22 protein-coding genes are annotated in these 24,556 nt (G+C 54.2%); 10 read left to right on the top strand and 12 right to left on the bottom strand.

Annotated elements, in window-relative coordinates; genetic code table 11:
* Window positions 1-8: 8 nt before the first annotated feature.
* The 8 genes from ACMLHZ_RS03310 (at window position 9) to ACMLHZ_RS03275 (ending at window position 8,544) form a co-directional block, all read left to right on the top strand.
* Window positions 9-686 (top strand): hypothetical protein, encoded by a 678-nt coding sequence (locus ACMLHZ_RS03310; protein ID WP_418666381.1) that lies wholly within the window; start codon window positions 9-11, stop codon window positions 684-686.
* Window positions 676-1,755, top strand: a complete 1,080-nt coding sequence (locus tag ACMLHZ_RS03305; protein ID WP_418666380.1) for a hypothetical protein — start codon at window positions 676-678, stop codon at window positions 1,753-1,755. Before ACMLHZ_RS03310 ends, ACMLHZ_RS03305 begins: the two co-directional genes overlap by 11 nt.
* Complete coding sequence (locus ACMLHZ_RS03300; protein WP_418666379.1) at window positions 1,748-3,151, top strand: radical SAM protein; 1,404 nt, start codon at window positions 1,748-1,750, stop codon at window positions 3,149-3,151. The genes ACMLHZ_RS03305 and ACMLHZ_RS03300 overlap by 8 nt, the downstream gene beginning before the upstream one ends.
* A complete protein-coding gene (locus ACMLHZ_RS03295; protein WP_418666378.1) occupies window positions 3,148-4,215 on the top strand; it encodes a hypothetical protein in 1,068 nt (355 codons plus the stop codon). The genes ACMLHZ_RS03300 and ACMLHZ_RS03295 overlap by 4 nt, the downstream gene beginning before the upstream one ends.
* Before the next feature lie 27 nt (window positions 4,216-4,242).
* A complete protein-coding gene (locus ACMLHZ_RS03290) occupies window positions 4,243-5,667 on the top strand; it encodes a hypothetical protein (protein WP_418666377.1) in 1,425 nt (474 codons plus the stop codon).
* A gap of 101 nt (window positions 5,668-5,768) precedes the next feature.
* Window positions 5,769-5,921, top strand: a complete 153-nt coding sequence (locus tag ACMLHZ_RS03285) for a hypothetical protein (RefSeq protein WP_418666376.1) — start codon at window positions 5,769-5,771, stop codon at window positions 5,919-5,921.
* A 140-nt stretch (window positions 5,922-6,061) separates the two neighbouring features.
* The gene (locus ACMLHZ_RS03280) at window positions 6,062-7,843 is read left to right on the top strand and encodes an ABC transporter ATP-binding protein (RefSeq protein WP_418666375.1); all 1,782 of its coding nucleotides are present in this window, start codon (window positions 6,062-6,064) and stop codon (window positions 7,841-7,843) included.
* Window positions 7,844-7,845: 2 nt separating this feature from the next.
* Window positions 7,846-8,544 carry a S8 family serine peptidase gene (locus ACMLHZ_RS03275; RefSeq protein ID WP_418666374.1) on the top strand — a complete coding sequence of 233 codons (699 nt, stop codon included), beginning with the start codon at window positions 7,846-7,848 and terminating at the stop codon, window positions 8,542-8,544.
* A gap of 424 nt (window positions 8,545-8,968) precedes the next feature.
* Here ACMLHZ_RS03275 and glpK read toward each other — a convergent pair whose 3' ends face one another.
* From glpK to ACMLHZ_RS03245, 6 genes are all read right to left on the bottom strand, one after another.
* Window positions 8,969-10,465, bottom strand: a complete 1,497-nt coding sequence (gene glpK, locus ACMLHZ_RS03270) for a glycerol kinase GlpK (protein ID WP_418666373.1) — start codon at window positions 10,463-10,465, stop codon at window positions 8,969-8,971.
* 10 nt (window positions 10,466-10,475) lie between these two features.
* Window positions 10,476-10,820: a DUF1667 domain-containing protein gene (locus ACMLHZ_RS03265; RefSeq protein WP_177565499.1), complete on the bottom strand. Its 345-nt coding sequence runs from the start codon at window positions 10,818-10,820 to the stop codon at window positions 10,476-10,478.
* On the bottom strand, window positions 10,817-12,085 hold the full coding sequence (locus tag ACMLHZ_RS03260; protein ID WP_418666372.1) for an NAD(P)/FAD-dependent oxidoreductase: 1,269 nt from the start codon (window positions 12,083-12,085) through the stop codon (window positions 10,817-10,819). The genes ACMLHZ_RS03265 and ACMLHZ_RS03260 overlap by 4 nt, the downstream gene beginning before the upstream one ends.
* Window positions 12,082-13,521, bottom strand: coding sequence for an NAD(P)/FAD-dependent oxidoreductase (locus ACMLHZ_RS03255; protein ID WP_418666371.1), 1,440 nt, complete (start codon window positions 13,519-13,521; stop codon window positions 12,082-12,084). The genes ACMLHZ_RS03260 and ACMLHZ_RS03255 overlap by 4 nt, the downstream gene beginning before the upstream one ends.
* Before the next feature lie 32 nt (window positions 13,522-13,553).
* The gene (locus tag ACMLHZ_RS03250; RefSeq protein WP_418666370.1) at window positions 13,554-14,669 is read right to left on the bottom strand and encodes an endonuclease/exonuclease/phosphatase family protein; all 1,116 of its coding nucleotides are present in this window, start codon (window positions 14,667-14,669) and stop codon (window positions 13,554-13,556) included.
* A gap of 323 nt (window positions 14,670-14,992) precedes the next feature.
* Entirely contained in the window at window positions 14,993-16,834 is a 1,842-nt protein-coding gene (locus tag ACMLHZ_RS03245; protein WP_418666369.1) for an alpha/beta hydrolase, read from the bottom strand.
* A 367-nt stretch (window positions 16,835-17,201) separates the two neighbouring features.
* Here ACMLHZ_RS03245 and ACMLHZ_RS03240 point away from each other — a divergent pair, with 367 nt between their 5' ends.
* Both ACMLHZ_RS03240 and ACMLHZ_RS03235 read left to right on the top strand, forming a co-directional pair.
* Window positions 17,202-17,726, top strand: a complete 525-nt coding sequence (locus ACMLHZ_RS03240; protein WP_418666368.1) for a MarR family winged helix-turn-helix transcriptional regulator — start codon at window positions 17,202-17,204, stop codon at window positions 17,724-17,726.
* A complete protein-coding gene (locus ACMLHZ_RS03235) occupies window positions 17,723-18,289 on the top strand; it encodes a glycerol-3-phosphate responsive antiterminator (RefSeq protein WP_418666367.1) in 567 nt (188 codons plus the stop codon). Before ACMLHZ_RS03240 ends, ACMLHZ_RS03235 begins: the two co-directional genes overlap by 4 nt.
* A 111-nt stretch (window positions 18,290-18,400) precedes the next feature.
* Here ACMLHZ_RS03235 and ACMLHZ_RS03230 read toward each other — a convergent pair whose 3' ends face one another.
* From ACMLHZ_RS03230 to ACMLHZ_RS03205, 6 genes are all read right to left on the bottom strand, one after another.
* Window positions 18,401-19,948, bottom strand: a complete 1,548-nt coding sequence (locus ACMLHZ_RS03230) for a BCCT family transporter (RefSeq protein WP_418666366.1) — start codon at window positions 19,946-19,948, stop codon at window positions 18,401-18,403.
* Window positions 19,945-20,961: a phosphotransferase gene (locus ACMLHZ_RS03225; RefSeq protein ID WP_418666365.1), complete on the bottom strand. Its 1,017-nt coding sequence runs from the start codon at window positions 20,959-20,961 to the stop codon at window positions 19,945-19,947. Before ACMLHZ_RS03225 ends, ACMLHZ_RS03230 begins: the two co-directional genes overlap by 4 nt.
* Window positions 20,962-21,127: 166 nt before the next feature.
* On the bottom strand, window positions 21,128-22,120 hold the full coding sequence (locus ACMLHZ_RS03220; RefSeq protein ID WP_418666364.1) for a sugar phosphate isomerase/epimerase family protein: 993 nt from the start codon (window positions 22,118-22,120) through the stop codon (window positions 21,128-21,130).
* A 25-nt stretch (window positions 22,121-22,145) separates the two neighbouring features.
* Window positions 22,146-23,435, bottom strand: a complete 1,290-nt coding sequence (locus ACMLHZ_RS03215; protein WP_418666363.1) for an MFS transporter — start codon at window positions 23,433-23,435, stop codon at window positions 22,146-22,148.
* Between the two features lie 444 nt (window positions 23,436-23,879).
* Window positions 23,880-24,344: a DUF6773 family protein gene (locus tag ACMLHZ_RS03210; protein ID WP_418666362.1), complete on the bottom strand. Its 465-nt coding sequence runs from the start codon at window positions 24,342-24,344 to the stop codon at window positions 23,880-23,882.
* Window positions 24,325-24,549 (bottom strand): helix-turn-helix transcriptional regulator, encoded by a 225-nt coding sequence (locus tag ACMLHZ_RS03205; protein ID WP_418666361.1) that lies wholly within the window; start codon window positions 24,547-24,549, stop codon window positions 24,325-24,327. The genes ACMLHZ_RS03210 and ACMLHZ_RS03205 overlap by 20 nt, the downstream gene beginning before the upstream one ends.
* Window positions 24,550-24,556 lie beyond the last annotated feature (7 nt).

Here is a 24,556-nt window from a genome sequence, read left to right as displayed (position 1 = left end):
ATATGGGGATGAATCGAACAAAAAAACGCATCCTGCAGGCAGCCGTGGTGTTCTTCCTTCTCCTTTATGCGTTCACCATGCTTGCCTGGGGCGTGGAGCGACTGATGGCCCCCACCGTAACTCCCATCCGTGTAAAAAGGTCTTCCGTTATGGAACAGCGGGACTTTGCCGCCACAGTTTCCCTGCTGGGAAACGAGGTTGTCCTCCACTGGCGGATGGGCCAGGGTGAAGTGGGGCTTCTGGAGGGCGGCAACGGTCAGTGCTACTACTACGCCCAGACCGCTAGCGGCCTACAGCGTGTTCAGGGCAAATGCACTGGTATCGTTGTTGGTGAGGAACCGAATGCTGATGGCTATTACCCCGTAACGGCCACTCTGGAGGGCGAGTTTCCTCCCGCTCGGGATAAATCTGTCTTTGTGTGCGTCACCCGTCTGACCACCGGCGTGCAGACGGTTCCGGTTTCCGCCATCAGCTATGTGGACGGGGTCAGCTGCCTAATGCAGCTGGTTCAGACCGCTGGAGGCTGGCAGGTGCAAGCAAAAGAGGTTTCCGTAAGCGCTTCCAACGGCTACACAGCCGCTGTGACCAGCACATCAGATTTTCCCCCGAAAGCGCTGTATGCGTCCGGCGCTTACCGGGACTTACTGGACGGTGAGAAAGTGTGGGTACTCAAAGATGCCGAGTAAAAAACGACGCCTTTTTGCCGTCCTGATCGCTGCTTCACTGGCTGCTATACTGATTGCTCAGGGTGTGCTGGTGTGGCGGATGCTTTCCCATCTGCCGCAAACCGTGGAATATGAGGATACCCGCCTGATGCAGGAAAACGGCTGGGAAACCGCCTTTGCAAAAACAAGGGATACCAATGTTGGCCTATGCACGGAGCCTGTGATCAAAACCTTTTCCGCACACGGGCGACAAGTTAGCCTTTCGCTCTGCCGAATCAATACGGCGTTTGCCGCCGCTGAGCGCCTGCAGTACATCGAGGGGGGTCTGTGGACGGACGAAAGCGCTCTTCCCTCCATACTGCTACCGGAAGCGGACGCAACGCGTTTCGGTATCAGCGTTGGGGATGTGCTGGGTAGTGACGGTGTACAATATCTGGTCATCGGCATCTATCGCTCTTGGCGATTACCGGGCACACAGTATCCCAGCGCCTTGGCTTATACGAACCAACTTTCCGTCGAGGACGAATCCACCATGGAAACGCTGCGCATCGCAGTGCCGCTGGAAAATGGCATCCTGGAGTCTACCCAGCTTTACACCCTTTTCACCGAGCACCAACTTTCCCCCTACGGGCGTAGCATCAACCTGAACAACTGGGCGCAGCTCGTCTGCCAGCTTCTCCCACTGGAACTGCTGGCGGCACTGCTGTTCCCGGCCGTTTGGCTTACGGCACGCGGCGCAACCCAGCTGTGCCGTGTGATTCTGTCCTCTGCCGGCACTCCCTCTAAACATTCCTGGGGCAAGGCGCTGCTTCTCTCCCTGCTTCCTGCGGCCCTCCTTGCTTGGCTGCTGGGTCGAGTGCGCGTTCCCGGCGAATTTCTTCCCCCCTCCAACTTGTTTGACCTGGTCTACTATAGACAGATTGCACAGGGTGCGGCATCGTTCGTGCAGGGCGGTTATGGTTTCAGTGCCATTGTTGAGCAGTACCTTCTGGTGCTGCGGTACATGGCTTGCCTGGGTGCCCTTGCTGTAATTTTGGGGTGGGCGTTTGCCTTTGTAATTTTAAAAATGGGGTTTTTTCAAAATGGCTGAACCTTTTATTCATTTGCTGCGAACTCCGCAAAATTATTATTTTTATGATGTGCAGAAAAATGCAGTCGTTCGTATCTCAGAAAGTCTTTATCATTGTCTTCTTTCTGGTATTTCGGACAATTCAACTGAGACTCAAGAATTGAAAAAGTACGGCTTTTTATCATCGAAGCACCCGAGTTGTATCGAGCATTCTTGTACTTCTCACATTCAAGATTATTTGGATCGGTCTCTTATAATGATGACTCTGCAAGTTACACAACAGTGCAATTTGCGTTGTGATTACTGTTTGTATTCTGAAAACAGCAATGAACTACAGCGACACCATGAAAACAAACATATGTCGTTTGAAACCGCCAAACGTGCTATCGACTTCTTACTTACTCATTCGGTGGACTCATCAACTGTATCCATTGGCTTCTACGGTGGAGAGCCTTTATTGCAATTTCCACTCATCAAAAAAGTAGTAGAATATGCTGAATCTCTTTTTACCGGAAAGATAGTTCAGTTTAATATTACAACCAATGCAACTTTAATAACTGATGAAATTGCTGATTATTTAGTAAAGAAGCGTTTTGCTACCACCATCAGTATGGATGGCCCGAAATCAATTCAGGACTCCCATCGAAAATTCCCTGACGGTAGTGGAACTTTTGATATTGTTTATGACCGCATTCATCGGCTAATTGAACGTTATCCGAATTTTACCCCTTTTCTTTCAGTCAATATGGTTATTGATCCTCGACGTCCACTTGATGAACCCATGGAATTAATCAAGCTTCTTCCAGATGTACACATAATGACATCCGAAATCGATGATTTTTATATGGACGAAAAAATCATTCCATGTAAAAGATACCGCGAGGAATACGAATATCAAATTTTTTTGGCGGCATTGTATGCTCTTGGTTTATTGGAAAAATCTTGTGTATCTCCTGTAGTCCATCCTATAATCAGCAGTATTCAAAACACACTAATACGCTGGAAGCATTATAATACATTTCCAACTCCCAGCGCTCCGAGTGGGCCTTGTATTCCTGGCGCTCAGCGACTTTTTGTTTCTGTTGATGGAACAATGTACCCTTGTGAAAGAGTAAGTGAAGTATCTTCTATTTTATCCATCGGAAACATCTATAACGGATTTAATTACTCAGCTTCCCAGAAAATGCTGAACATCGCCAAAATAACAGAATCACACTGCAGCAAATGCTGGGCTTTCCATTTTTGTGGCGGATGCATTCGCGATACATTTGATGGCTCCGGTATTCCATCTGCACAGAAGCGGCTATCAAAATGCTACTCCTATAGGGCGATGGGGGATGTTATTTTATATGGTGCTGTAATGCTGCGTGAAATTCCGCTGTATTACCGCGAGCAACTTCAGGAGGCCACAAAATGAAGCAACAAGAACGAGAGCCTATTGGAATGTATCTGAGGGGCTCAGACACCATTCCATTGCTCAAATATTTTGACAAATTACAAAACCGATATGCAATACATTCTTCTTTTGCAACAAAAACAGTCTATGAATATTTCAATAGAACGACATTGCTTCTGGATGATTGGATGTCAGACTTAAGACTTTCTTGCATTGACAATACTTCGCTCGATCTTCCTACCATCATCATCCCTTTTACCTATCAATTCCCACATTCTTCACAATCAGATACCTTCGCAGCAGCTTTTTGTAAAAATAGCCCAATTGAAATACAAGAAAACATGTCACCTCTAAAAGAACTGCTTTCCTATTGGTGTAATTGTATTCCCTCTGGCGATGAAATTCTTTCTCTTGATTGTCCGTGTATCCTGATAACTTCTATTACACCATTCTCCGACAGCTTTGAAGTATTGCTCAAATCGCTTCACGAACTTCGAAAATCCGGAAAAAAAGCTATTGGGCTATCTTGCAACCCTAACGTTTCTTTACTGGACGGAATATATTACTTTCCTCGCAATTTTCTCTCCGAAAACTACGACACAAATTATAGTCTAGCAAAGTTGAATTCGTTCATTAAGAATATCCAAAAGAAAGAGTATCCTGATATTCTTTTAATCGAAGCTCCTGGCGTGATTATGAAAAGTTCGCTCACCGGCAATCACTGTTTCGGAATTGAAACTTATGCTATATCACAGGTTATATCACCTGACTATGTGATTTGTTGCGCTCCCACACATCTTTATAGTTTCGAATATTGGGATAGGTTCAATAATGTTGCAAAATATAAGTTTGGCTTTTCTGTCAACGCTATTCAAATCAGCAATTTAATCGTCAACCCCAAAATTAATCTTGACACGGAAGATCGCTATTTGCGAACAATGCAACGTGTTATTGATACGGATGAAGCAAATAGCAAAAGCGATATTTTTTTCTTTGATGTCCAATCGGGAACCCACTTTAATATTTTAATGCACAGATTAACATCTGTTGTCAACAATCAACTAATTGGGAAAGTTATTTTATAAAAATCCTTAAATAGAGGCTTACTTCTTATGCGAAATTTCAAACTAAAGAAGGCCATATTTATTCTTTCTTTGGTCATGGTCTTAACACTGTTTTTTACTATGTGTTCTGCCGCTCAAAGAATTTTTACGAACGAAGAATCACCTACACTGACTATATGTGTTGAAAAATATTGGGACACAATTTCGGCATTGCCAAACTTTCATTATGAACATCCTGAAATAAATTTGGTAACCGAATACCTTCCACAACCTTATGACTATAGCATATTGGCAAACTATGATATCAATTTGGAAACTGTGCCGCATATAAAGTCAGCCGAGCGAGAAGCCTCCATTTCGCGCATTAAAAATCAGTTGATGGCCGGGGAAGGCCCTGATGTTTTCTGGCTTTGGATGCAGGATATCTCATCTCCCTTTACTTACCAAAATGCCAATAGCAATGTCTTTTCAAATTTTGAAAAAACATCTGAAAGTGGCGTATTTATGGATTTGAAACCTTTACTTACTCAAGAATTGTTACAGAAAATGTCTGCGTCATTTCAAAAATGGATAGAGAGTCAGGAACATATCTATTATCTTCCTCTTGGGTACCAAATCTGTGGAGCTTTGTTGCCACGTGCCAGTTGGCAGTCTTATCCTGACCTATTGGAAGAAGAAACGGATTATTTCGACTATTTTCGGAATTACGCTGCAACCTTTGGAGAGGATTCTCTCCGAGGTTTTACTGGTATGCTTCCCTGTATGGCGCTAGCTAAAACGAATGATTCAATCGCATCCATAGCCGCGCAATCCGATTTTAATGCGTTTCTAGATCTACAATCACAAATCCTTCGTGCCCAAGGTTATTATCCCGGTGCTGCCTCTACTTCAAATACGCGAGACCGTTGGTGCGATGCGCTATCCAGTGGCCAAGCACCTTTTCAGGGTGAGGCGTGTTACGATTTTTATATGCTCAACACTGCGCGGATTTTGTCCGGTATGGGGGACGATACACGTTTCGCCCCTGTTCCGAACGATGAGGGCGGTGTGACAGCAATCGTGACCTCAGCTCTTGTTGTCCGCAGCAATACAAAGCATCCGGAAATTGTTCAGCAGCTCATTGAATCCTTTTTATCCGAAAAAATGCAGCGTTCTGGGTTTCCTGACTATGGCAGCACCTATGATAATTTCCCGGTTCGGGCAGGTATGCTCGAGGATATGTTAAGCGATACGCTCTCTCATAATTGGGATCTTGAGTGGCCTGATTATAATAATTATCCCGAAAAAAATCTAAGTCGAGAAACCATTCAAAGCTTTCTGGATGCTGAATCTCGGATCACTCATTACATATTACCAGATGACTCCGCACTTGCTCTCTACAATGCATATAAACCCTATTGCGATGGAAGCCAGTCTCTAGAACGTACTCAGTATGAAATCGCCAAAGAGTTTCTCTATTATTCTGATGAATAGATACTTACTCTTAACTGTTCTGCTTTTGTTGTTTCACGCAAAAGCCCCCAAGTTGATTTTAGTAGCATACATTGTATACAAAATATGGGAGATTTCCAGTAATGAAAGAATTGTATGATTTTGAGGCACAAGATGTTCAAACAGTTGAAGCTTTCGGTTGTCCCTGTGAAAACGATCCAAGTTTATGCTCTAGTATGCCTGTAGGCGCCACGCGCCTTCAGGTTGCTAATGGCACAACAGCCCGCTATTTCTAATTTCACTTCTGTTAATGTATGCTACTAAAATTTATGGCGCGGCGAGACTAATACGTTCGCCGCGCCTTTTTTATAACGTCCTGCGATTTATTTTCAGCACGTCTATTCATTTCTAATCTTCCAGAAGGAGCGTTCATCAGATGAACTACTTACTATACTGCTTTAAAATCTCATGGGAGTCTTCTCGATTTTACACCCTTTCTAGGTCGTTGTGCAAAATTTTCGTTCCGATGCTCTCCTTTTGCGATGCCTATATTATAAAGTTGCTCTTAGATTCCCTAGGTACTGCTGATCCATCTCATCCACCAATCGTACTGTTTGGCATGATTGTTTTGATTTCTCTTGTTATCAAAGTATTGAGTAGCACTATGAGCGGAGTTTACACTTATTCGGCTGATATGCAATGCAATGTGCTCAACCATACTCTCCAAAAACGTGTTATGGAAAAGGGATTAAACTCTGATGTGTCGTTATTTGACGACACGAAAAAGTTCAATCATTTTTCTACTGTCCAGCGTGATATCCAATCATTTATAAATTATTTTTGGTATTCAATGGAGGCAGTCAGTTCCGCAGTTTTCTGCTCAATTTCTTTTTTTGTTCTTGCGAAAGAAAACATTTTATTTGGCATTATAATTTTCTTATCTACCATTCCTTCAATTTTTATCCAACAACACTTTACAAAAAAGTATTATAAACTTTCTTGCAGTCTCATTCAAAAGGTTCGTGAAGCGGATTATACATTCCAAATCGCGACTACAAGAAGCTTTGGTCAAATAATCCGCACTTTAAATATCGGGAACTGGATAAAAGAAAAATTCGATATGCTCTGGCGAGACACGTTTCACCAACAACGGATTTGCTATAAAGAATCATGTATAGTACAGCAGGTTACTCAGCTTGTTCCTCAAGTAATGATTGCTGGTATAGAATTTGTTATCATTTTAAAGGTTCTTTATGGGCAACTAAGTATCGGCAGTCTCACGCTATACACTACTATGCTCACCCAACTTGTTTCCAATACCAATTCACTTGTTGCGAATCTCGTTTCTGTTTATGATAACAGGATAAAAATTGAAAACATCCAAGCATATGATACAATTCAACCTTCCGTAGAAAATAATGGTACTCTCATACTTCCAAACATACAATCTATTCGGTTTGATCACGTCTTCTTTTCATATCCAAATTCTAAAAATGAAACTCTTTCAAACATTTCATTTGAAATCCACTCAAATGAATTCGTTGCATTTGTAGGGGAAAACGGAAGTGGGAAGACAACCATCGTTAAGCTTTTACTTCGCTTGTATGACGTATCTGATGGCTGTATTTTGATCAATGGACGAAACATTAAGGAATATACTCTAGAAAGTCTTCGTCATCAATGTTGCACCTATTTCCAAAACCAAGAAAATTTTTCTTATACGATTCGAGAAAATGTTCAATTGGGGAATATTTTAGATTTTAACTCTGCGCATATAATCTCTGCACTCAAAGAAAGCGATTCCACAGAGCTTTTAAGCAAGTCGCCTCACGGAATCGATGCTTATGTTTCTAAGGATTTTTCTGATGAAGGACTCGTCCTTTCCGGTGGCGAAAATCAAAAAATTGCACTTGCACAAACGATTTTCGGGTTTGAAAAGTCTTCTCTCATACTTTTGGATGAACCTTCTTCTGCTCTGGATGCTTTATCTGAACAACGTATCCTAGACAATATTAATATTTTGCGAACTCAGAAAGACAGGATTACCATATTGATTTCTCACCAACTTTCAAACGTACAACACGCCTCACAAATTTTTGTTTTATCTGGTGGAAAAATCGTTCAACAAGGAAATCACGCATTTCTCATGAGCAGTGATGGGCTATATTCTTATATGTACGCAAAACAAGCTAATCGATATTATTCAAAAGAGGAATAAATATGATTTCTATCGCCATTATTGACGATGACGTCAATCAAAACGTTTTCAAGGCCATTGATACTTTTGATTATTATGAAGTTAATAACACCATAAAGCGCTGTACTCCGCATTGCGGACACCTTACCCATTCCACCATTTGTAGTGCTATCATCAAAAACTATGTTTCAACAGTTAATCTTGTAAATTTAAATATTTTTTCACCGGGCAATCCATGTGCAAACATTAATAACCTCGCTTTAGCACTGCGTTGGTGCGTTTCACATCACATTAGCATCGTACATCTCAGTATTGGAAGCGTTCTAAAATCTGATACAAATTTTCTTTTGCAGTCGTTTAATGAAGTTATTCACTCTGGTTGTTACGTTGTCGCAAGTGTGTCAAACACGCACACTTATACAATTCCCGCCGATTTCCCCGGAGCTATTAGCGTAGTTTGTGATCCTTCTCTCAAATCAGGCCAATTTTATATTTTATCAAACCAAGACGGCAAAATCAGATTTGCAGCCTCTTCTGCTCATTCTCTTTTAAAGCATAATGGTTCTTATTTCGATGTAAAGAGCAGTAATAGCTTTGCAACGCCTGTTATCACGGCAAGCATTGCATCAGAGCTGATTTTTTCCGAATCCAATTCATCAAATTTTTCTATATCTGATTATTTGTCCACCCTTTCCAGAAATAAACCATCAAGAATTTTTTGAATGGTTTCTGTGTTAGCAGTACTGATAATTTTCTTACTGTTCATAGGCAATTCCTTTCGATGGCAACCTGGCCGGTGAGCACTTTATAAATTATTTAGAAACTAAATATGTCTAAAATACGCAAAACTGAATTTATCAGGCTATGATTGGTACATGCCACACATTCTGAATTTCTCTAGGCATTAGCACTCCTGCCGTGAAAAACGTCCCCGCAGCATTCAAAGAAGCTCTTTGCAATTAACACAAAAGAAAACGAATCCATTACAAAATAGTGTCCTAAAAGGCCACACAAAAACACCTTTGAATCTGGTTATAAAAACCGGTTTCAAAGGCGTTTTATTTCTTGGAAAACTGTTTTTTATCCAATTTGCTATCACAATTTCATTTTGCACCGGTCCCCTGTTTGTGTTTTATCCCAGGCCGCTCAATCGTGCTCTTCCCAGTCCAGGCTGCGGCCCACAGCCTTGTGCCATTTGCCCAGCAGGGCGCGGCGCTTTTCCTCTTCCATTTTGGGGGCAAAGGTCACGTCGCAGCTCCACAAACGGCTGATCTCCTTGGTGCTCTGCCACACACCGGTGGCAAGCCCGGCTAAGTACGCCGCGCCCAGGGCCGTGGTCTCGCGGATCATGGGCCGCCGGGCCTCCTTGTGCAGGATATCGGCCTGGAACTGCATCAAAAAGCGGTCGCGCGAGGCGCCGCCGTCCACCCGCAGCTCGGTGATGGGCAGGCCCGTGTCCTTTTCCATTGCCTCCACAAGGTCGGCCGACTGGTACGCGATGGATTCCTGTGCGGCGCGGATGATGTGCTCGCGCCGGGTGCCGCGGGTCAGCCCCACAATGCAGCCGCGGGCGTACATGTCCCAATGGGGCGCGCCCAGCCCCGTGAACGCGGGCACCAGGTACACACCGCCCGTGTCGGGCACCTTCTGCGCATAGTACTCGGCGTCCCGGCTCTCGGTGAAAAAGCGCATCTCGTCCCGCAGCCACTGGATCACCGCGCCCCCCACAAACACGCTGCCCTCCAGGGCATACTGCACCGGCTCGTCCTTCAGGGTGGCGGCAATGGTGGTCAGCAGGCCGTTCTCGCTCTGGTGGCGCTTTTCGCCGGTGTTCATCAGCAAAAAGCAGCCGGTGCCGTAGGTGTTCTTTGCCTGGCCCGCCTCAAAGCAGCCTTGGCCAAACAAAGCCGCCTGCTGGTCGCCCGCAATGCCCGCCACCGGCACGTCCACGCCGCCCACGCTGGCATAGCCGTACACCTCGCTGGAAGATCGCACCTGGGGCAGCATGGCCCGGGGGATGTCCAGCATGGCCAGCAGCTCGTCGTCCCAGTCCAGGGTGTCAATGTTGTAGATCATGGTGCGCGAGGCGTTGGTGCGGTCGGTCACATGGGCCGTGCCGCCGGTCAGCTTCCACACCAGCCAGGTGTCCACCGTGCCGAACAAAAGCTCGCCCCTAGCGGCCCGCTCGCGGCTGCCGGGCACCTGATCCAAAATCCATTTGATCTTGCTGCCGGAAAAGTAGGCGTCCGGCACAAGCCCGGTCTTTTTGCGGATGGTCTCGCCATATCCCTTTTCCAGCAGTTCGTCAATGATGGGCGCGGTGCGGCGGCATTGCCACACAATGGCGTTGTAAATGGGGCGGCCGGTCTCCTTGTCCCACACAATGGTGGTCTCGCGCTGGTTGGTAATGCCAATGGCCGCAATGTCCTTTGCGTCCACGCCGCTGCGGGCCACCACCTCCATCATCACGCCGTACTGGCTGGACCAGATCTCCATGGGGTCGTGCTCCACCCAGCCCTCCTTGGGGTAGATCTGGGTGAATTCCCGCTGGGTCATCTCCACAATGTTCTGATCCTGGTCAAACAAAATCGCCCTGCTGCTGGTGGTTCCCTGGTCCAGCGCCAGAATGTATTTCGTACTCATTCGCTCCTCCTTACAGGCTGCGGGTAGCCACAAAATCGGCCCCGGTGCCGCACACGTTTTTTACCACCACCTGGCCCAGCGCCACCGGCGCTTCCAGCACAAGGCCGTCCAGGGTCTTCATGGCCTCAAAGATCAGCCCTTTGGGGATCGGCCGGTCGGTTTTCACCGGGCAGCGGGGGTGCGCCCCGCCCGCCACCTCCACCGTGCTGGTGATCACCCGGGTGGGGTTCGTCAACTCGATTTTACCATATTCCGCGCCCTTTTCACAGCTGTTTCCGCTCACGGCCCAGCCGTGCTCCTCGTCCACCTTCAGGTGGCAGCCCTTGGGGCACACGATGCAGATCAGTTCTTTCATTTTGCCGCCTCCTGGATGGAAATGGTCACCGGGCCTTTGGCCCGCTGCAAAAGCACCTTGGGCAGGGCGATGTGCTCCATCTCGCCGGGGGCCAGGTGCTCCCGCTTATAGGCCGCCAGCTGCTCGCCGCCGCTCGCCGCCACGATCCTCAGATCCCCCTCGTACACCCGCCGCACCCGGAAGAATACCTCCACGGCCTTTTCCACGCCGGAAAGCCGCACCCTTTGGGGCACCGTGTACGAAACGCCCTCGCCGTTCACCAGCTCCAGCGCCTCGTCCCCGTTTTTCTGCCCCAGGGCAAACCGCGCCGCGGCCGCGCCGGCCCTCTGGCTCTCGGCGGTCACATAGTCCACCAGGTCATGCACATGCACCACATTGCCGCAGGCAAAAATACCCGGGGCGCTGGTCTCCATGTTCTCATACACCACCGCGCCGTTGGTGCGCCCGTCCATCTGGATGCCCGCCGTGCGGGTCAGCTCGTTCTCCGGGATCAGTCCCACGCTCAGCAGAATGGTGTCGCACTCGAACTCCATCTCGGTGCCGGGGATCGGCCGGCGGTTTTCGTCCACCTGTGCCACCACGGCCTTTTCCACCCGGTCCTTGCCCTGGATGTCCACAATGGTGTGCGAAAGGTACAGCGGGATGTCATAGTCGTGCAGGCACTGCACAATGTTTCGGTTCAGGCCCCCGGAATAGGGCATCACCTCCACGCAGGCCAGCACCTTCGCCCCCTCAAGGGTCATGCGGCGGGCCATAATCAGCCCAATGTCACCCGAGCCCAGGATCAGCACCCTGCGGCCCACCATATAGCCCTCCATGTTCACATACCGCTGCGCCGTGCCGGCGGTAAACACGCCCGCCGGCCGCGTTCCCGGAATGCCGATGGCCCCCCGGGTGCGCTCCCGGCAGCCCATGGCCAGCACAATGGCCCCCGCCTCGTACACCCGGTAGCCGCCCGCCTTGCTCACCGCGTGCACCTGGCGCCCCTGGGTGATCTCCAGCACCATGGTGTCGGCGCTTATCTCAATGCCGCTGCCCTGCAGCTGCTCAATGAACCGCCCCGCGTACTCGGGGCCGGTCAGCTCCTCTTTAAAATAATGCAGCCCGAACCCGTTGTGGATGCACTGGTTCAAAATGCCGCCCAGCTCCTTGTCGCGCTCCAAAATCAGCACGCGCTGCGCGCCCTCTTCCCGGGCCTTCAGCGCGGCAGCCAGGCCCGCCGGGCCGCCGCCCACCACGATCACGTCGTACAGGTTTTCGCTCATGCCTCGCGCCCTCCTTGTTTCGTCCTGCCCACCAGCACCGCAGCGCCCGCCTGGTCCTGGGGCACCTGCAGCGGGTCGTAGCCCAGCTCGCGGCACAAAATCTCCATCACCCGCGGGCCGCAAAAACCGCCCTGGCACCGGCCCATGCCGGCGTTGGTGCGCCGTTTCACCGCGTCGATGCTGCGGGGCGGAATGGGCGTGCGGCAGGCCGCCGTGATCTCGCCCTCGGTCACTGTCTCACACCGGCAGATCACCCGCCCGTAAGCCGGCTGCTCGGCGATCAGCGCCGCTTTTTCCGGGCCGGTCAGCTCTTTAAAGCGGAATTTCTTGCGGCTGCTCACCACCTGCCGCTTTTCGGGCAGGGGCAGGCCGTCTGCTTCCAGCAGGGTCACGGCGGTCTCGCCCACCGCGGCTGCGGCCGAAAGCCCGGGGCTCTTCATGCCTGCCAGGTCCAGCATACGGGGCGCCGCCCAGCCGATGATGAAATCGCTCTGGTCGGTCACCGCCCGCACCCCCGCAAAGTTGCGGATCGAGGCCCGCAGGTCCACCCCCGGCACGCTCTTTTTGGCCGCGGCCGCCACAAAGGCAAGGCCCGCGGCGGTGTTGGCGGTGTCGCCCCCGTCCGGGATATCCTCGGCGTTGGGCCCCACGATCAGGTTGCCGTGCACGGTGGGCGCCACCAGCACCCCCTTGCCCGCCTTGGTGGGGCATTGGAAGATCACATGCCCCACACGCCCGCCCTCGGCTTTGTCCAGCAGGTAATATTCGCCCCGGCTCGGCCGGGATGCGAACGCCGCGGGGGCTGCCAGCTCGTGCACTTCGCCCGCCTGCACGCCCGCCGCGTTCACCACATACCGCGCCTCGAACACGCCCTTTGTCGTCTCGATCCGCCAGCCCGTTTCGGTGGCCGAAAGGCCGGTCACCCGGGTCTCCAGGTGCAGCTCGGCCCCGTTCTGCACCGCGTTCTCCGCCATGGCCAGCGCGTATTCCCAGGGGCTCACAATGGCCGCGCTGGGCGCGTGCAGCGCCCCCAGCACCGCGGGCGAAAGGTTCGGCTCCAGCGCCAGGGTCTCCTCTGTGCCCAGCAGCGCAAGGCCGGGCACCCCATTCGCCGTGCCGTTTTCAAACAGCTTTTGCAGGTGGCCCAGCTCCTCGTCTGAGAACGCAAGCACCAGGCTGCCGATCTGCTTGTAGGGCACGTCCAGCTCCGCGCAGATTCTTTTTGCCATGGCGCTGCCCCGCACGTTCAGCTGTGCCATCAGGGTGCCCGGCTCGGGGTCGTATCCCGCGTGCAGAATGGCGCTGTTGGCCTTGGTGGTCCCCATGGCCACATCGTTTTCCGCCTCCAGAATTAGCACCGACGCCTGCCGCCGGGCCAGGTGGTATGCGGTGGCCGCGCCAATCACGCCGCAGCCGATGATCGCAACATCTACCATCTTTTTTGTCTGCCTCCTTATCCTCTTTCCCGTCAGGGCTCCAGCGCAAAGCGCAGCCGCACCGGGTTGTGGTCGCTGTATGCAAAGTCGGTGTCCAGGTTCTCGGCCGTGGCCTTCACGTTCGCCGAAACGATGAACCCGTCCAGCACCGTGGTATAGTTCACGCCCTTCTGCCAGGGGATGTCCGCCGTGCGGCAGGTGGGCACCTCGGTCTCGTTCTGCGCCGTCACAATCGAAAAGCCCTCGGCCAGATCACTGTCCGTAAGCTGGAACACCCAGGCCGGGAACTGCTGCTGGCTCTCAAAGGCGGTGGGCGCCGTTTCCCCCAGCGCGTGGTTGAAGTCGCCCCCCACGATCACATAGTTGCCCTTTGCGTATTCCTCGCTCAGCACGCTGTTCAAAAGCTCCAGCTGCCGGGCGCGGACGGTGCCCCCCGCGTCGTAGGCGGACATGTGGCTGTTGATCAGCACCAGCTCCCTGCCGTTTTCCACCGGCACGCGCAGCACCGCAAAGCAGCGGTCCAGGTCTGTGAATTTCACAATAAAGCTGTCGTCCACCGGGTAACTGCGCCGCTCGGCCCCCGCCACCTCGTGGCGGCTGAAGGTCAAAAGCCCCGCGTCCACCGCGCCGTGCGGGTCGTTGAAGGGGTAAAACAGATACGCCGAGTGGAAGTTGTTCGCAAACACCGAGCCGTAGCCCGCCAGGCCCCGGCGCAAAAGCTCCGTCTGGTCCACCTTGTAGCTGCGGTCGGCCTTCACGTCCACCTCCTGCAGCAGCATAAAATCCGCCTGCTGCTTTTGCAGCACCTCCAGCGCACCGCTTGTGTGTGCCAGCACGGCCTCTTTGCTGATGGCCTTGCCGTATTTGCCCTGCACGGGGGTGCCGTCCGCCATCACGCCGGTGTCCATAAAAAAGCTGTAGTCCGGCCCGTAGGCCCCGAACCCGATGTTGTAGGTCAGCGCGGTGTATTCCGTGCCCGCCGAAAGCGCGCCCGCCGCCGGATCCTGCACCTCCAGGGCCGTGTGGTCGGGGATGCGGTAATACTGCCACTGCATATAGCCCACATAGCCGCCCACCGCCAGCACCAGCGCCAGCAGCAAAATGCCCAGCGCAATGAGCACGCGCCTTGCTCCCCTGTGTTTTTTCATGCTTTTTCCTCCTGTTGCGGCCCGGCCAGAGGCAAAAAAAGAGCAACCGAAACACGCCGTCGCTGGCGCCTTTCCGTTGCTCTTTGCTCTAACAGAAATGCCGGTAAAACCGAACCGTTTTCATGAACGGGCCGGTAGCCCGCACTTTTTCTATTGTTATTTTATGCCGTGGAGCCGGAAAAAGCAAGCCGTAAAGCGCCCCAATTTCGGGGCAAATCTTTGTGCAAATTCGCCAAAACCCGCGCGGGCAATTTGTTAATTGTTTCACGCTATTCCGGGGAAGCAGCACGGGCGGGGCCAGGCTCCGCCCGTGCTGTGGCAGATCACAGCTGCGTCAGGGTATTGGTGCAGCTCATAATGGTAACCATCACCGCCATGATAATGCCCGCCAGATAGGGGTTGCGGGTTTCCTTGAAGATCTTGCGCGAAACCACAGCCGCCAGCGGCAGGATAACAACCACGGGGAACAGCCAAATGCCAATGATGCTGCCGCCGAAATTGGGGAAGAACTCGTTGGGCAGGTGCCCGGTAATGCGGAAGCAGCTGTACATGACCACGATCATAATGGCACTGGCCAGGGCGTTGAACACCGCGTTCACCGCCGTGTTCACCCAGGGCTTTTTGCCCATCTCAAAGTAGTTGTAGCTGTTGATCACAATGCTGTTGGGCACGTAGTACAAAAGGAACAGGGGCAGGTAGCACAGAATGATGGGCAGCTTGCTCACGGTGAAGGCTTTCAGGGTCAGCACCCACAGCCGGAAATCCGTCTTGAAGAAAAAGTCCGCCGCGAACACCAGCCCATAAGCGGCCGCCACCACAATGAGCGCCAGCAGAACGGTCAGCCCCAGTTTTTTGCCGCCGATCTTAACGCCGTTGGCCTGGCAGTCCGCCTTTACGCCCGTAACCTTGCTGCCGATCCAGACCAGCAGCAGCCCAAACAGGCCGCACAGGGCCGCCCACACGCCGATGAACCAGGGCGGGGACTGATGCATGAACGAGGGCAGCATTTTGCCAATGGGGCCGTAGCCGAACATGTACACACAGAAGCTGAAAATGGTTGCCAGCGCGCTGCTGACCCAGAACCACATCTTCGCCTTGCCGCTCAGGGCGGGGGCGGGCAGCACTTCCTTGTCGGCTTTCAGGCCCGCAAATGCCTTTGTGCCCACCAGGACCTTGGTCAGGCTGACCAGAAGGATCGCAATCCCCAAAAGGCCCAGGAAGTTGAAGGCCGCTTTCCACTGCCACACCTGGCTGGTGTAGGGAATGGCCTTGGGGGCCCCCAGCGCGTTGTCAAAGAATTCCAGGCTGGAAGCGACCACGGTGCCGGAGAAGTGGGCCCAGGGGTGGATCTGTTCCGGGTTGTAGATCACGCGGATGGCCTCCTGGCCGTCCACATTTTCTTTGTAAAGGGTGTAGCTGCTGCGCTCTTCCAGGCCCGTTGGGTCCTGCCCAAAATGCAGGAAAGACTGGGCCGTCGCCTGGTGGATATAGTCGCGGGGGGCGCTGCGGCTGCCGTCTGCCTGCTTGACCCGGTGGAAGAACTCGTCGTACTGGCAGGCCACGATGCCGGCGTCCCGGCTGCGGAACATGTTGTAATACTGGTCCTCGTCGTTTTTGTACACTGCGTCGTTGGAAACCAGCAGCGCCGCGGCAATCAGCGGCGTTTCGGCCTCGTTGTCCAGCAGAACGGCGGTGCGGCTGGCCAGCGCGCCGTTGGAATGCCCGGTCACGCCGATGCGGCTGGCGTCCACAAAGGGCAGGCCCGCCATCATCTGCACCGCGTCGTACATGCCGTTGGCGTTGTTCTCCGGCTTCCACCAGTCGCCGGCAGGCAAATCGTCAGAATTGCCGTGGCCGTACATGTCGATGGAAAGCACCACAAAACCGCGGCGGGCGTATTCCACATAGTTCAGATCCTGCATCTCGCGGTTGTTGTACCAGCCGTGGCTGCAAATAATGGTGGGCGCCGGGTTTTCCGCTGTGGCGGTGTCCGGCACAAAGAGCAGCGCGCTCATCTGATGCCCGGAGGCCGTTTCAAACCGCAGGTCCTTCACAGTCACCCGGCCGAAATCGCTTTGGATGAGCGACGCCCCCAGTGCGCTGATCAGGCACAGCGCCAGGGCGATACACAGCCAAAACTTTGCCGACTTTTTGATCTTTTTCATGTTTTCCTCCTTTTGTTGATATAATGCGTACAAAAAAAGCGCATGGAAGCAACATTCCTTTGCTTCCCCGCGCTCTCTTTTCTCTGGCAGGGCCAGCCTTTGAACAAATGGCCGGCAGCTAAAATTATTCTTATTCAAAACAAAATCATTCTATTCCAAAACGATTTTGCAACTTTATTATAGCCGTCCCGCCCGGTGCCCGTCAATTCACCAAATGTACACAATTTGGGCGCGAAACTTTGTATACCTTGTCGTTTTTTAGCAACATTTCCTAAAATAACGCAATATTTTCGCTGGATATTGACTATATTTTAACAAATATTGTGTTATAATAGGGCTATGGTATACTAAAAACAGGAAAGGGTGGATGGCCTTGAAACTGGAATGGCTTGGCGATGAGCGCAGCACCATCGAAGCAATTTTTCTGTGGAGCAACCATTATGCCCCGCGCTACAAAAAGCCCTTCCGCATCACCAACGAGGTGTGGCTGTCGGCCAGCGAGATCCAGGTGGTGGAATACCTTCTGGAAAACGAGGAGCTTCAGCTCAACATGGCCGGGGTAGCCCGGCGGCTGGGCATCTCGCCCAGTGCGTTCACCGCCATGGCTGCAAAGCTCGAAAAAATGGGCCTTGTGGAAAAATATTATCACGAGGGCAACCGCAAAAACCTGATCGTGCTGGTCACCGCGCAGGGCCGCTTTATTTACGGCGAATACGCCCGCCAGCTCTGCGAGCTGTGGCAGGCCCCGGTGCTGGACAAGCTCTCCCGCATCCCCGCAAAATACCAAACGCTGTTTGCCGAGGCGCTGCAGGGCATGGCCGGCGTCAGCGCCGGCTACCGCAAAACCGTTTCCCCGCGCACCAACTTAAAACGAAAAGAGAGGGCCGAATGAACACAGAGCTAAAAAATCTGCTGGAGGAATACCCCATCATCATTGCCGTAAAAAGCGACGACGACCTTTCTGCCTGCCTTTCCTGCGACAAAAAGGTCGTGTTCGTTTTATACGGCTCGGTCATCACCATCCCCGCCATCGTGGCCCGCTTAAAAGAGGCCGACAAAGCTGTTTTTGTGGACATCGACCTGCTGGACGGCCTCTCAGCCCGCGAGGCTGCCGTGGACTACCTTGCCCGCAGCACCGCGGCGGACGGGATCGTCAGCACCAAAGCGCCCCTGGTGCGCCGGGCGGCTGCGCTGGGCCTCGCCACCGTGTACCGCACCTTTTTGCTGGACAGCATGGCCCTGCGCAGCCTGCAAAAAACGGCCCTGCAAAGCGGGGCAGACTTTGTGGAGATCCTGCCGGGGGTCATGCCAAAGCTCATTGGCCGGCTTGCCGCGGCGCTGGAAAAGCCGCTGATCGCCAGCGGCCTTCTGGCCGACAAAGAGGACGTAATCGCCGCCCTCTCGGCGGGCGCCGCCGCCATTTCCAGCACCGACCGCGCCGTGTGGGAGCTATGAATCTTTGAACACCAAAAAAGCCGTGCCGCGGAACGAAAAATCCGCGGCACGGCTTTTTTGTGTGGTTTTGGGGCCGCAGCCCCGCCCTTCGCGGCGGCCAGCAAAAGCGCCCTATCCGCTTTGCTCCGGCCCGCCGCCCTCTTCGCGCCCGCCCTGCTTCAGGTATCCCCGCACGTCCTTCAAAAACGCGGCCACGATCAGCACCATCACCACCGAGATCGGCAGCGCCGCAATGATCGAAACGGATTGCAGGCTGTTCAGCGAGTTTTGGGCAAAAATCAGCCCGATGGGAAAAATGATAAACACCACCGCCCAGAACGCCCGCACCCCTTTATGGGGCACAGCGCCGGGCTTCAGCCTGCGGCAGGAATACATCGAGATCACCATGGTCAGCGAGTCAAAGGTGGTGGAATAGAACGCGCACATCGTCAGGATCAAAAGCACCAGCGCCACCGCGGGCAGGGGCAGGGTGCCAAAAATATCTATGATGACCTGGGGCATCGCGGCGCCCCCCGCCAGCTGCCCCAAAACGTCCAGCCGGCCGTGGGTCTGCAACCCCAACCCGTAATTTCCAAACACAATGAACGAGGTGTAGGTGCCCGCCAGCCCGCTCAAATACGCCCCCAGCACCACATTGCGGATGGTCCGCCCCTTGCTGATGGTGCCGATAAAAAACGGGGTCGCCACGCACCACACCATCCAGTAGGCCCAGTAGAACACGGTCCAGTTCTGCACAAACCCGGTCTGGCGCAGAGGGTCGGTATAGGTGGCCAGCCCGATAAAGTTCTGGGCCAGGTTGCCCAGCGCCGCCACACCGGTCTCCAAAATATAGCGCGCCTGGCCGCCCGCCAAAAACCATACCAGCAGCGCCCCGAACAGCCAGATGCACAGCTTTGCCGCAAACACGATGCCCTTAAAGGAGAACAGCACCGCCACCGTGTACAGCACCGCAATAAACACCAGCACCGCCACCGTCAGCCAGGTCGTGGCCGGCAGGCCGGTGATATGGCTGATGGCCTGGCCCAGCAGGGGCGTGGCCAGCGAAAAGGTGGTGGCGGTGCCCGCCAGCAGGGCAAACACGGCAATCAGGTCGATCACCCGCCCCCAGGCGCCGTCCACCCGGCGGCCCAGCAGCGGCCGGCAGGCTTCGCTGAATTTTTGCTTTTCCCGCCCGCGCACCTGCAGCATAAAGGCAAAGCACACCGCCAGCACCACATAAAAGCTCCAGGGGATCGGCCCCCAGTGAAAAATCGGGTAGGTCGAAGCCCAGTCCTGCATGGAGCCCAGCTGGGCCACCCGGTCCTCCTGGGCATAAAGCGCCCATTCAATGAACGAATAATACAGGATGTCGGCCGCCATGGTGCTGGTAAAAATCATCGCGCCCCACTGGAAGTTCGTGTATTCCGGTTTTTCCACCTGCCCCAGCCGGATGCGCCCGATCCTGGAGAACGCAAAAAACAGCGATACCCCCAAACTCGCCACGCCAAACAGCAGGTAATACACCCCCAGGTTCTCCCCCAAAAAGCCGCGCACGCCGTCCACCAGGGCGGTGGTGCGCTGCGGCAGGGCAATAAACAACACGCACAGAACGCTCACGATCCCCAGCGGAATCAGCATGGAGAACAGGTCCAGGTCCTGAAAAAGCTTTTTCTTTTTCATAAAAGCACCTCCTCCCTCTCGCCCACGCCCCCTAAAAGCTGCGCCTGCTGAGCCGCCAGGGCGCTGAAGCGGCGGGCGTACTCGTATTGCTGCGCCTCGTAGGCCTCATAATCCACACCCATCTGCTTTTTGTACTCGCACCAATAGCTCCACAGCAGGCCGCTGGCCGCCATGTACGCATAGGTTTTAAAGCGGGTCACCCGGTCCGCCGTTCCCTGGTGATACAGGCGCAGTGTGAGCTCCACACCCGCCTGGTCGTAACCGGCATAAATGCAGAACATGGCGGGATCAATGTCGGCGTCGCACATGGCGGCATACTCCCAGTCGATCAGGGTCGCGCCCCCGGGCCCGATCAAAAAATTGTCCTGTACCGGGTCGATGTGGCACAGCGTCCGCCTCTGCGGGCAGCGCTCCAGCAGTTCCCGCAGCCCCTGCACGGCCGCAAAGGTGTGCCGCCAGTCCGGAAAGGGCAGCTCCCGGGTGCCGGTCAGCGCCACATAATCCTCCAGCTTTTCATACACGTCAAAGTGGTGGCCCACCCTCAGCTCCATATCGTGCATGCGCCGCAGCAGCTCCATCGCAGCCTGCACGTCGGCGGTGCAGCCGGGGTCGCAGTTGTGGGCGCTCTCAATGTAGCGGGTGATCTTGTACCCCAGCTCCGGGCTGAAAAACAGCACCTCGTCCGAGATGCCGCGCCCCGCCAACGCCTGGTATACCTCATACTCCTGTCTGCGGTCCAGCAGCGAGGCGGTGCCCTCGCCGGGGATGCGCAGCAGGCATTCGCTCCCATTCAGGGCAAAGCGCACCAAATGGTTGGTCATGCCCTTTGCCAGGGGCTGCACCCGCCCGCAAAAGCTCCCCGCGCCCGGCTTCAGCAGCCCCCGCGCCTCCAGCGCAGCCATTGCGTCCCGGGCCTGCTGCCCGCCGCAGCCGGTAATTTTGCTCACAAGCGCCGGTCCCGCGCCGTGATATTGGATCGCCACGGCCAGGGCCAGCCATTCCAGCGCCTGCATATGCGCCACCTCCCGTTTTACGCAAGCGCCCCCTGGGCGGCTTTTCCCAGGGGGCGCCAAAAAATCTTATCGCTCACAGAGCCGGTTCAAAAGCGCCCGTGCCGCGGCCTTTGGGGGCGGCCGGCGCGCCTGTGCCAAAAGCAGCCTCCGCTTTGCACGGCTTTTGTCACGCCTGTTCCTGCTTGTGGGCCAGCACCATCTGGTAAAAGCGCTGGGCCACCTTGCGGCAGGCGATCAGCTGTTCCATCTCGTCCTGCTCGTTCGCCCCGTAAATCCCCACCTCAAAATCGGCGGGCAGGTCCAGCGGCGCCTTGGCCACCCACGTTGCAATCTCCTCCCAGTCCATGGTGCCGTGTCCCCGCGGGTCCATGGGCACCCAGTGGCTGTCGTGGGCCAGGATCTCGTTGTCGTCCCCCGCCAATTCCTCTGGAATGGACGCGTTCTCCTGCAAATGTGTGGCGTACATCCTCTGGTAATATTTGCGCAGGAAGTAGTTGTGGTCCTGCCGGCATTGCAGGGTGGCGTGGCCCGAGTCAAAGGTAAAGCCCAAAAAATCTTCCGGGTAACGGTCGAACATGCGCTCAAAGGTTTCGTCCTGCAGCTGCCAGGGGGTAACGATCAAATTTTCCAGCGCCACCCGCACGCCCGCCGCGCGGGCATAGGGTTCCAGCTCGTCGAACGAGCGGTAGACCTGCCGGAAGTAATCCTCCTTGTCCTGCGGGCTCTCCTCAAACAGCTTCCAGGGCTGCTGCATGTGCAGCACCATCACCCCCGCGCCGATGTGGCTGCAAAGATCCACCCGGTTTTTCAAAAGCTCCACACCGGCCAGCCGGCAGTACTCGTTGGTGGAGGTGTAGTCCTTGCGGATGTCGGTCAGGCGGTAGCGGTTGCGGAACACCTTTTTGCCGTCCTGCACAATGGTGCGCACGCCGCCCTCCGAGGCATGGATGCTGTGGGCCTTCACCCCCAGCCCCCGCAGCAGGTCCCGCGCCTGGAACATCTCGCTGGGGCTGTACAAATACTCCCCTTCCCAGTCGTGGATCCACTGGGTGTGGGTAAAGCCCGCCTTTGCAATGTTGGTCACCTGGCGCTCGATCTCGGCCCAGCTGTGCCGGTCATTGTTGTAATCGCTGTTTACCGAACTAAGCAACTCTTGCATGTCTTTTTCGACCTTTCGTTCAAAATCAGGCCTCGGCGCCCGCGGCCTGGGCCGCGGCAATGGCCTTCGCGTTCATCTTGCGCAGCACCAGGCCGCACGCAAACCCCACGAGCGACAGCACCGCCATGGCAATCCAGCACTGCTGATACCCCTTCAGCGGGGTGGCGGTGCCCACATATTTGTCCACCATGTTGCCCGAGAGGGTGTACAAAAAGATCTCAGGGGCGTAGGTAACCAGCGAAATCACGCCGGAGGCCGTGCCCGCCAGGCGCTTGGGCACCAGAACCTCGTCGATGGTGGAGAAGTACAGCGCCTTGATGCTGTAAAGGCACAGGCCGTAGCAGATAAAGTTCGCCACAATCAGCGGAATTGCCGAGGGCCCCGCCGGGATCAGCACATACAGGCTGGCAAAAGCCGCCATGCCCACAAAGGCATACTGAATAAAGCGGATGCGGCTGCCCACCTTGTCGGAGATGATGCCCGCAATAAAAGCGCCCACCATCATCATAAAATAGGTGCGGATGACCGAAAGGTTTGCCACCACCTCGTTGCTGATGCCAAAGCCCTCCGACAGATACGCGGTGATGTAGCCGTGGAAGATCAGCGCCGAGTAGTTGCAGATGCCCAGCATGCCGCACAGCCACACGCGGGGCATTTTTGCCACCTCAAGGAAGTCCTTCCGATTCAAAGGATTGGCCTGCTTTTCGGTTTTGGCAACAGGCTTGTCGTCCTTCATAAAAATGGCTGCCAGAACGCCGGCCGCCACCAGCAGGATCGAATAATAGAGTATGGCGTTGCGCATGCCGCCCACCTCGTCGGCCGCCATGCCGAACACCGCCACCGAACCAAAGGCCACCACCGTGCCCATCAGGCCGCGGCCGCCCTCCAAAAAGCCGAACAGCTTGCCCTGTTCTTCCGGCCCGCCCAGGTTGTTGATGCTCTTCACCATGGCCGCCCAGAAGGTGAACACCGTGGTAATGGCGAAGATGGCGTGAATGATCATCAGGGCCGTAAAGCCCGGCAGGGTCCAGTACCAGAAGCCCGCCAGTGCGGTGCCGATGCAGGACACGATGATCAGCTTCTTGGAGCTGAATTTATCGGCCAAAATGCCGCCGGGGAAGTAACAGATAAAGTTCACAATGCCGTAGGCGCTCATCAGCATGCCAAGCTGGGTCTTGGTTGCGCCGGTGGCCTGCTGCAGCGGGGCCATGTAGGTTTCGCGCAGGTAGGGCAGCTTGGTAATCAGGCCGCCCGCAATGGCCACGATGATCAGGGTCATCCACTTGACCCAGGCAGAACTCTTGTTTTTACTCATACTCCGATTCTCTCCTTTACTTATGGGATTCCGCACAGATAAGAGCGAGAGCCTTTCCCTTTTGCAGGCTTGCCGGCCAGCCTAAAAAAGCAAAGATGGGTCACAAAGCACATCCTAATGCCTTGTGACCCATCTCTCAACTCTTTGGGATAAACACATTGTAGCGATATATAAATAACTTGTCAACGGAATATTAAAACTTTGTTAAATCTATATAAAATCGATGTTAAATTACTGATAAATCAACCAAATCCTTCGACCTTTTTTTGTGCAAATGTGTTATAAAATTAACGTTTTTATCCTTCTTTTCCCAAATCACCTTCCCTCTTTCTTCCCCGTGCCGCTTCCTGTTCTCTCCGCGCGGGCAGCACATAAAAAGCGCCCGCCGCGGCGGGCACTTGCAGCCGCCGGGCAGGCGTTTTGGGGCAGTGGGGCGCGTTTTTTTCATTCCTCGTCGGGGGCGTTCTCAGCCTGTTCTCTTTTGCGGCGGTACGTCTGCGCGATCAGCTGCAGCACCGCAAAGCACAGCGCGGCAGGCAGCGCGGCAAAAAACACGGCCAGCAGCAGGATCGTTCCGTCCACCCTGCCCGCATTGCGGCTGAAGGTGACCAGGATCACCGGCAGCAGCACCGCCCCCAAAACAGCACTGATCACAGCGTTCGCGCGCGGGCCCGGTTCCAGGTGCCGGTCCCAGATGTTGTGGCGCAGGCATTGCGCCACCATGTAAAGGTTCATCCCCATAAAAATCACCCACTCGGGCAAAAGGCTCCACAGGTCCATCCGGCGCAGCATCAGCTGTACCAGGATCGCCAGCAGCAACCCGCCCCAGGCCAGCCAGAACCCCCGGCTTTCGATCTGCAAAAGGGCCCGTTCCTGCCGTTCGTCCAGGTTATTTTTCCGTTTTTTCATTCGTCGTTTCCTCCTCCCAAAACAGCTCGTCCAGGGTTTTCCCCAGCGCCCGGCAGATGGCCCGGCACAGGTTGATGGTGGGGTTATACTCGCCCTTTTCAATGGCGTTGATGGTCTGGCGGCTCACCCCCACCGCCTCGGCCAGATCCTTTTGGGTCATGTCCCGCGCCGCCCGGGCGCTTTTCAGCGATAAATTGCGGCTCACGGCCTCC

Origin of the sequence: Allofournierella sp. (assembly GCF_048388525.1) — a bacterium.
Classification (GTDB): domain Bacteria; phylum Bacillota; class Clostridia; order Oscillospirales; family Ruminococcaceae; genus BQOK01.
The sequence above is the reverse complement of the archived record's forward strand: the minus strand, read 5'-3'. Positions and strand labels throughout refer to the sequence as shown.

Bases quoted from the DNA above. Each gene is read 5' to 3' on its own strand.
- ACMLHZ_RS03310 (WP_418666381.1), top strand. From the start codon at position 9: ATGAATCGAACAAAAAAACGCATCCTGCAGGCAGCCGTGGTGTTCTTC.
- ACMLHZ_RS03305 (WP_418666380.1), top strand. From the start codon at position 676: ATGCCGAGTAAAAAACGACGCCTTTTTGCCGTCCTGATCGCTGCTTCA.
- ACMLHZ_RS03300 (WP_418666379.1), top strand. From the start codon at position 1,748: ATGGCTGAACCTTTTATTCATTTGCTGCGAACTCCGCAAAATTATTAT.
- ACMLHZ_RS03295 (WP_418666378.1), top strand. From the start codon at position 3,148: ATGAAGCAACAAGAACGAGAGCCTATTGGAATGTATCTGAGGGGCTCA.
- ACMLHZ_RS03290 (WP_418666377.1), top strand. From the start codon at position 4,243: ATGCGAAATTTCAAACTAAAGAAGGCCATATTTATTCTTTCTTTGGTC.
- ACMLHZ_RS03285 (WP_418666376.1), top strand. From the start codon at position 5,769: ATGAAAGAATTGTATGATTTTGAGGCACAAGATGTTCAAACAGTTGAA.
- ACMLHZ_RS03280 (WP_418666375.1), top strand. From the start codon at position 6,062: ATGAACTACTTACTATACTGCTTTAAAATCTCATGGGAGTCTTCTCGA.
- ACMLHZ_RS03275 (WP_418666374.1), top strand. From the start codon at position 7,846: ATGATTTCTATCGCCATTATTGACGATGACGTCAATCAAAACGTTTTC.
- glpK (WP_418666373.1), bottom strand. From the start codon at position 10,465: ATGAGTACGAAATACATTCTGGCGCTGGACCAGGGAACCACCAGCAGC.
- ACMLHZ_RS03265 (WP_177565499.1), bottom strand. From the start codon at position 10,820: ATGAAAGAACTGATCTGCATCGTGTGCCCCAAGGGCTGCCACCTGAAG.
- ACMLHZ_RS03260 (WP_418666372.1), bottom strand. From the start codon at position 12,085: ATGAGCGAAAACCTGTACGACGTGATCGTGGTGGGCGGCGGCCCGGCG.
- ACMLHZ_RS03255 (WP_418666371.1), bottom strand. From the start codon at position 13,521: ATGGTAGATGTTGCGATCATCGGCTGCGGCGTGATTGGCGCGGCCACC.
- ACMLHZ_RS03250 (WP_418666370.1), bottom strand. From the start codon at position 14,669: ATGAAAAAACACAGGGGAGCAAGGCGCGTGCTCATTGCGCTGGGCATT.
- ACMLHZ_RS03245 (WP_418666369.1), bottom strand. From the start codon at position 16,834: ATGAAAAAGATCAAAAAGTCGGCAAAGTTTTGGCTGTGTATCGCCCTG.
- ACMLHZ_RS03240 (WP_418666368.1), top strand. From the start codon at position 17,202: ATGGCCTTGAAACTGGAATGGCTTGGCGATGAGCGCAGCACCATCGAA.
- ACMLHZ_RS03235 (WP_418666367.1), top strand. From the start codon at position 17,723: ATGAACACAGAGCTAAAAAATCTGCTGGAGGAATACCCCATCATCATT.
- ACMLHZ_RS03230 (WP_418666366.1), bottom strand. From the start codon at position 19,948: ATGAAAAAGAAAAAGCTTTTTCAGGACCTGGACCTGTTCTCCATGCTG.
- ACMLHZ_RS03225 (WP_418666365.1), bottom strand. From the start codon at position 20,961: ATGCAGGCGCTGGAATGGCTGGCCCTGGCCGTGGCGATCCAATATCAC.
- ACMLHZ_RS03220 (WP_418666364.1), bottom strand. From the start codon at position 22,120: ATGCAAGAGTTGCTTAGTTCGGTAAACAGCGATTACAACAATGACCGG.
- ACMLHZ_RS03215 (WP_418666363.1), bottom strand. From the start codon at position 23,435: ATGAGTAAAAACAAGAGTTCTGCCTGGGTCAAGTGGATGACCCTGATC.
- ACMLHZ_RS03210 (WP_418666362.1), bottom strand. From the start codon at position 24,344: ATGAAAAAACGGAAAAATAACCTGGACGAACGGCAGGAACGGGCCCTT.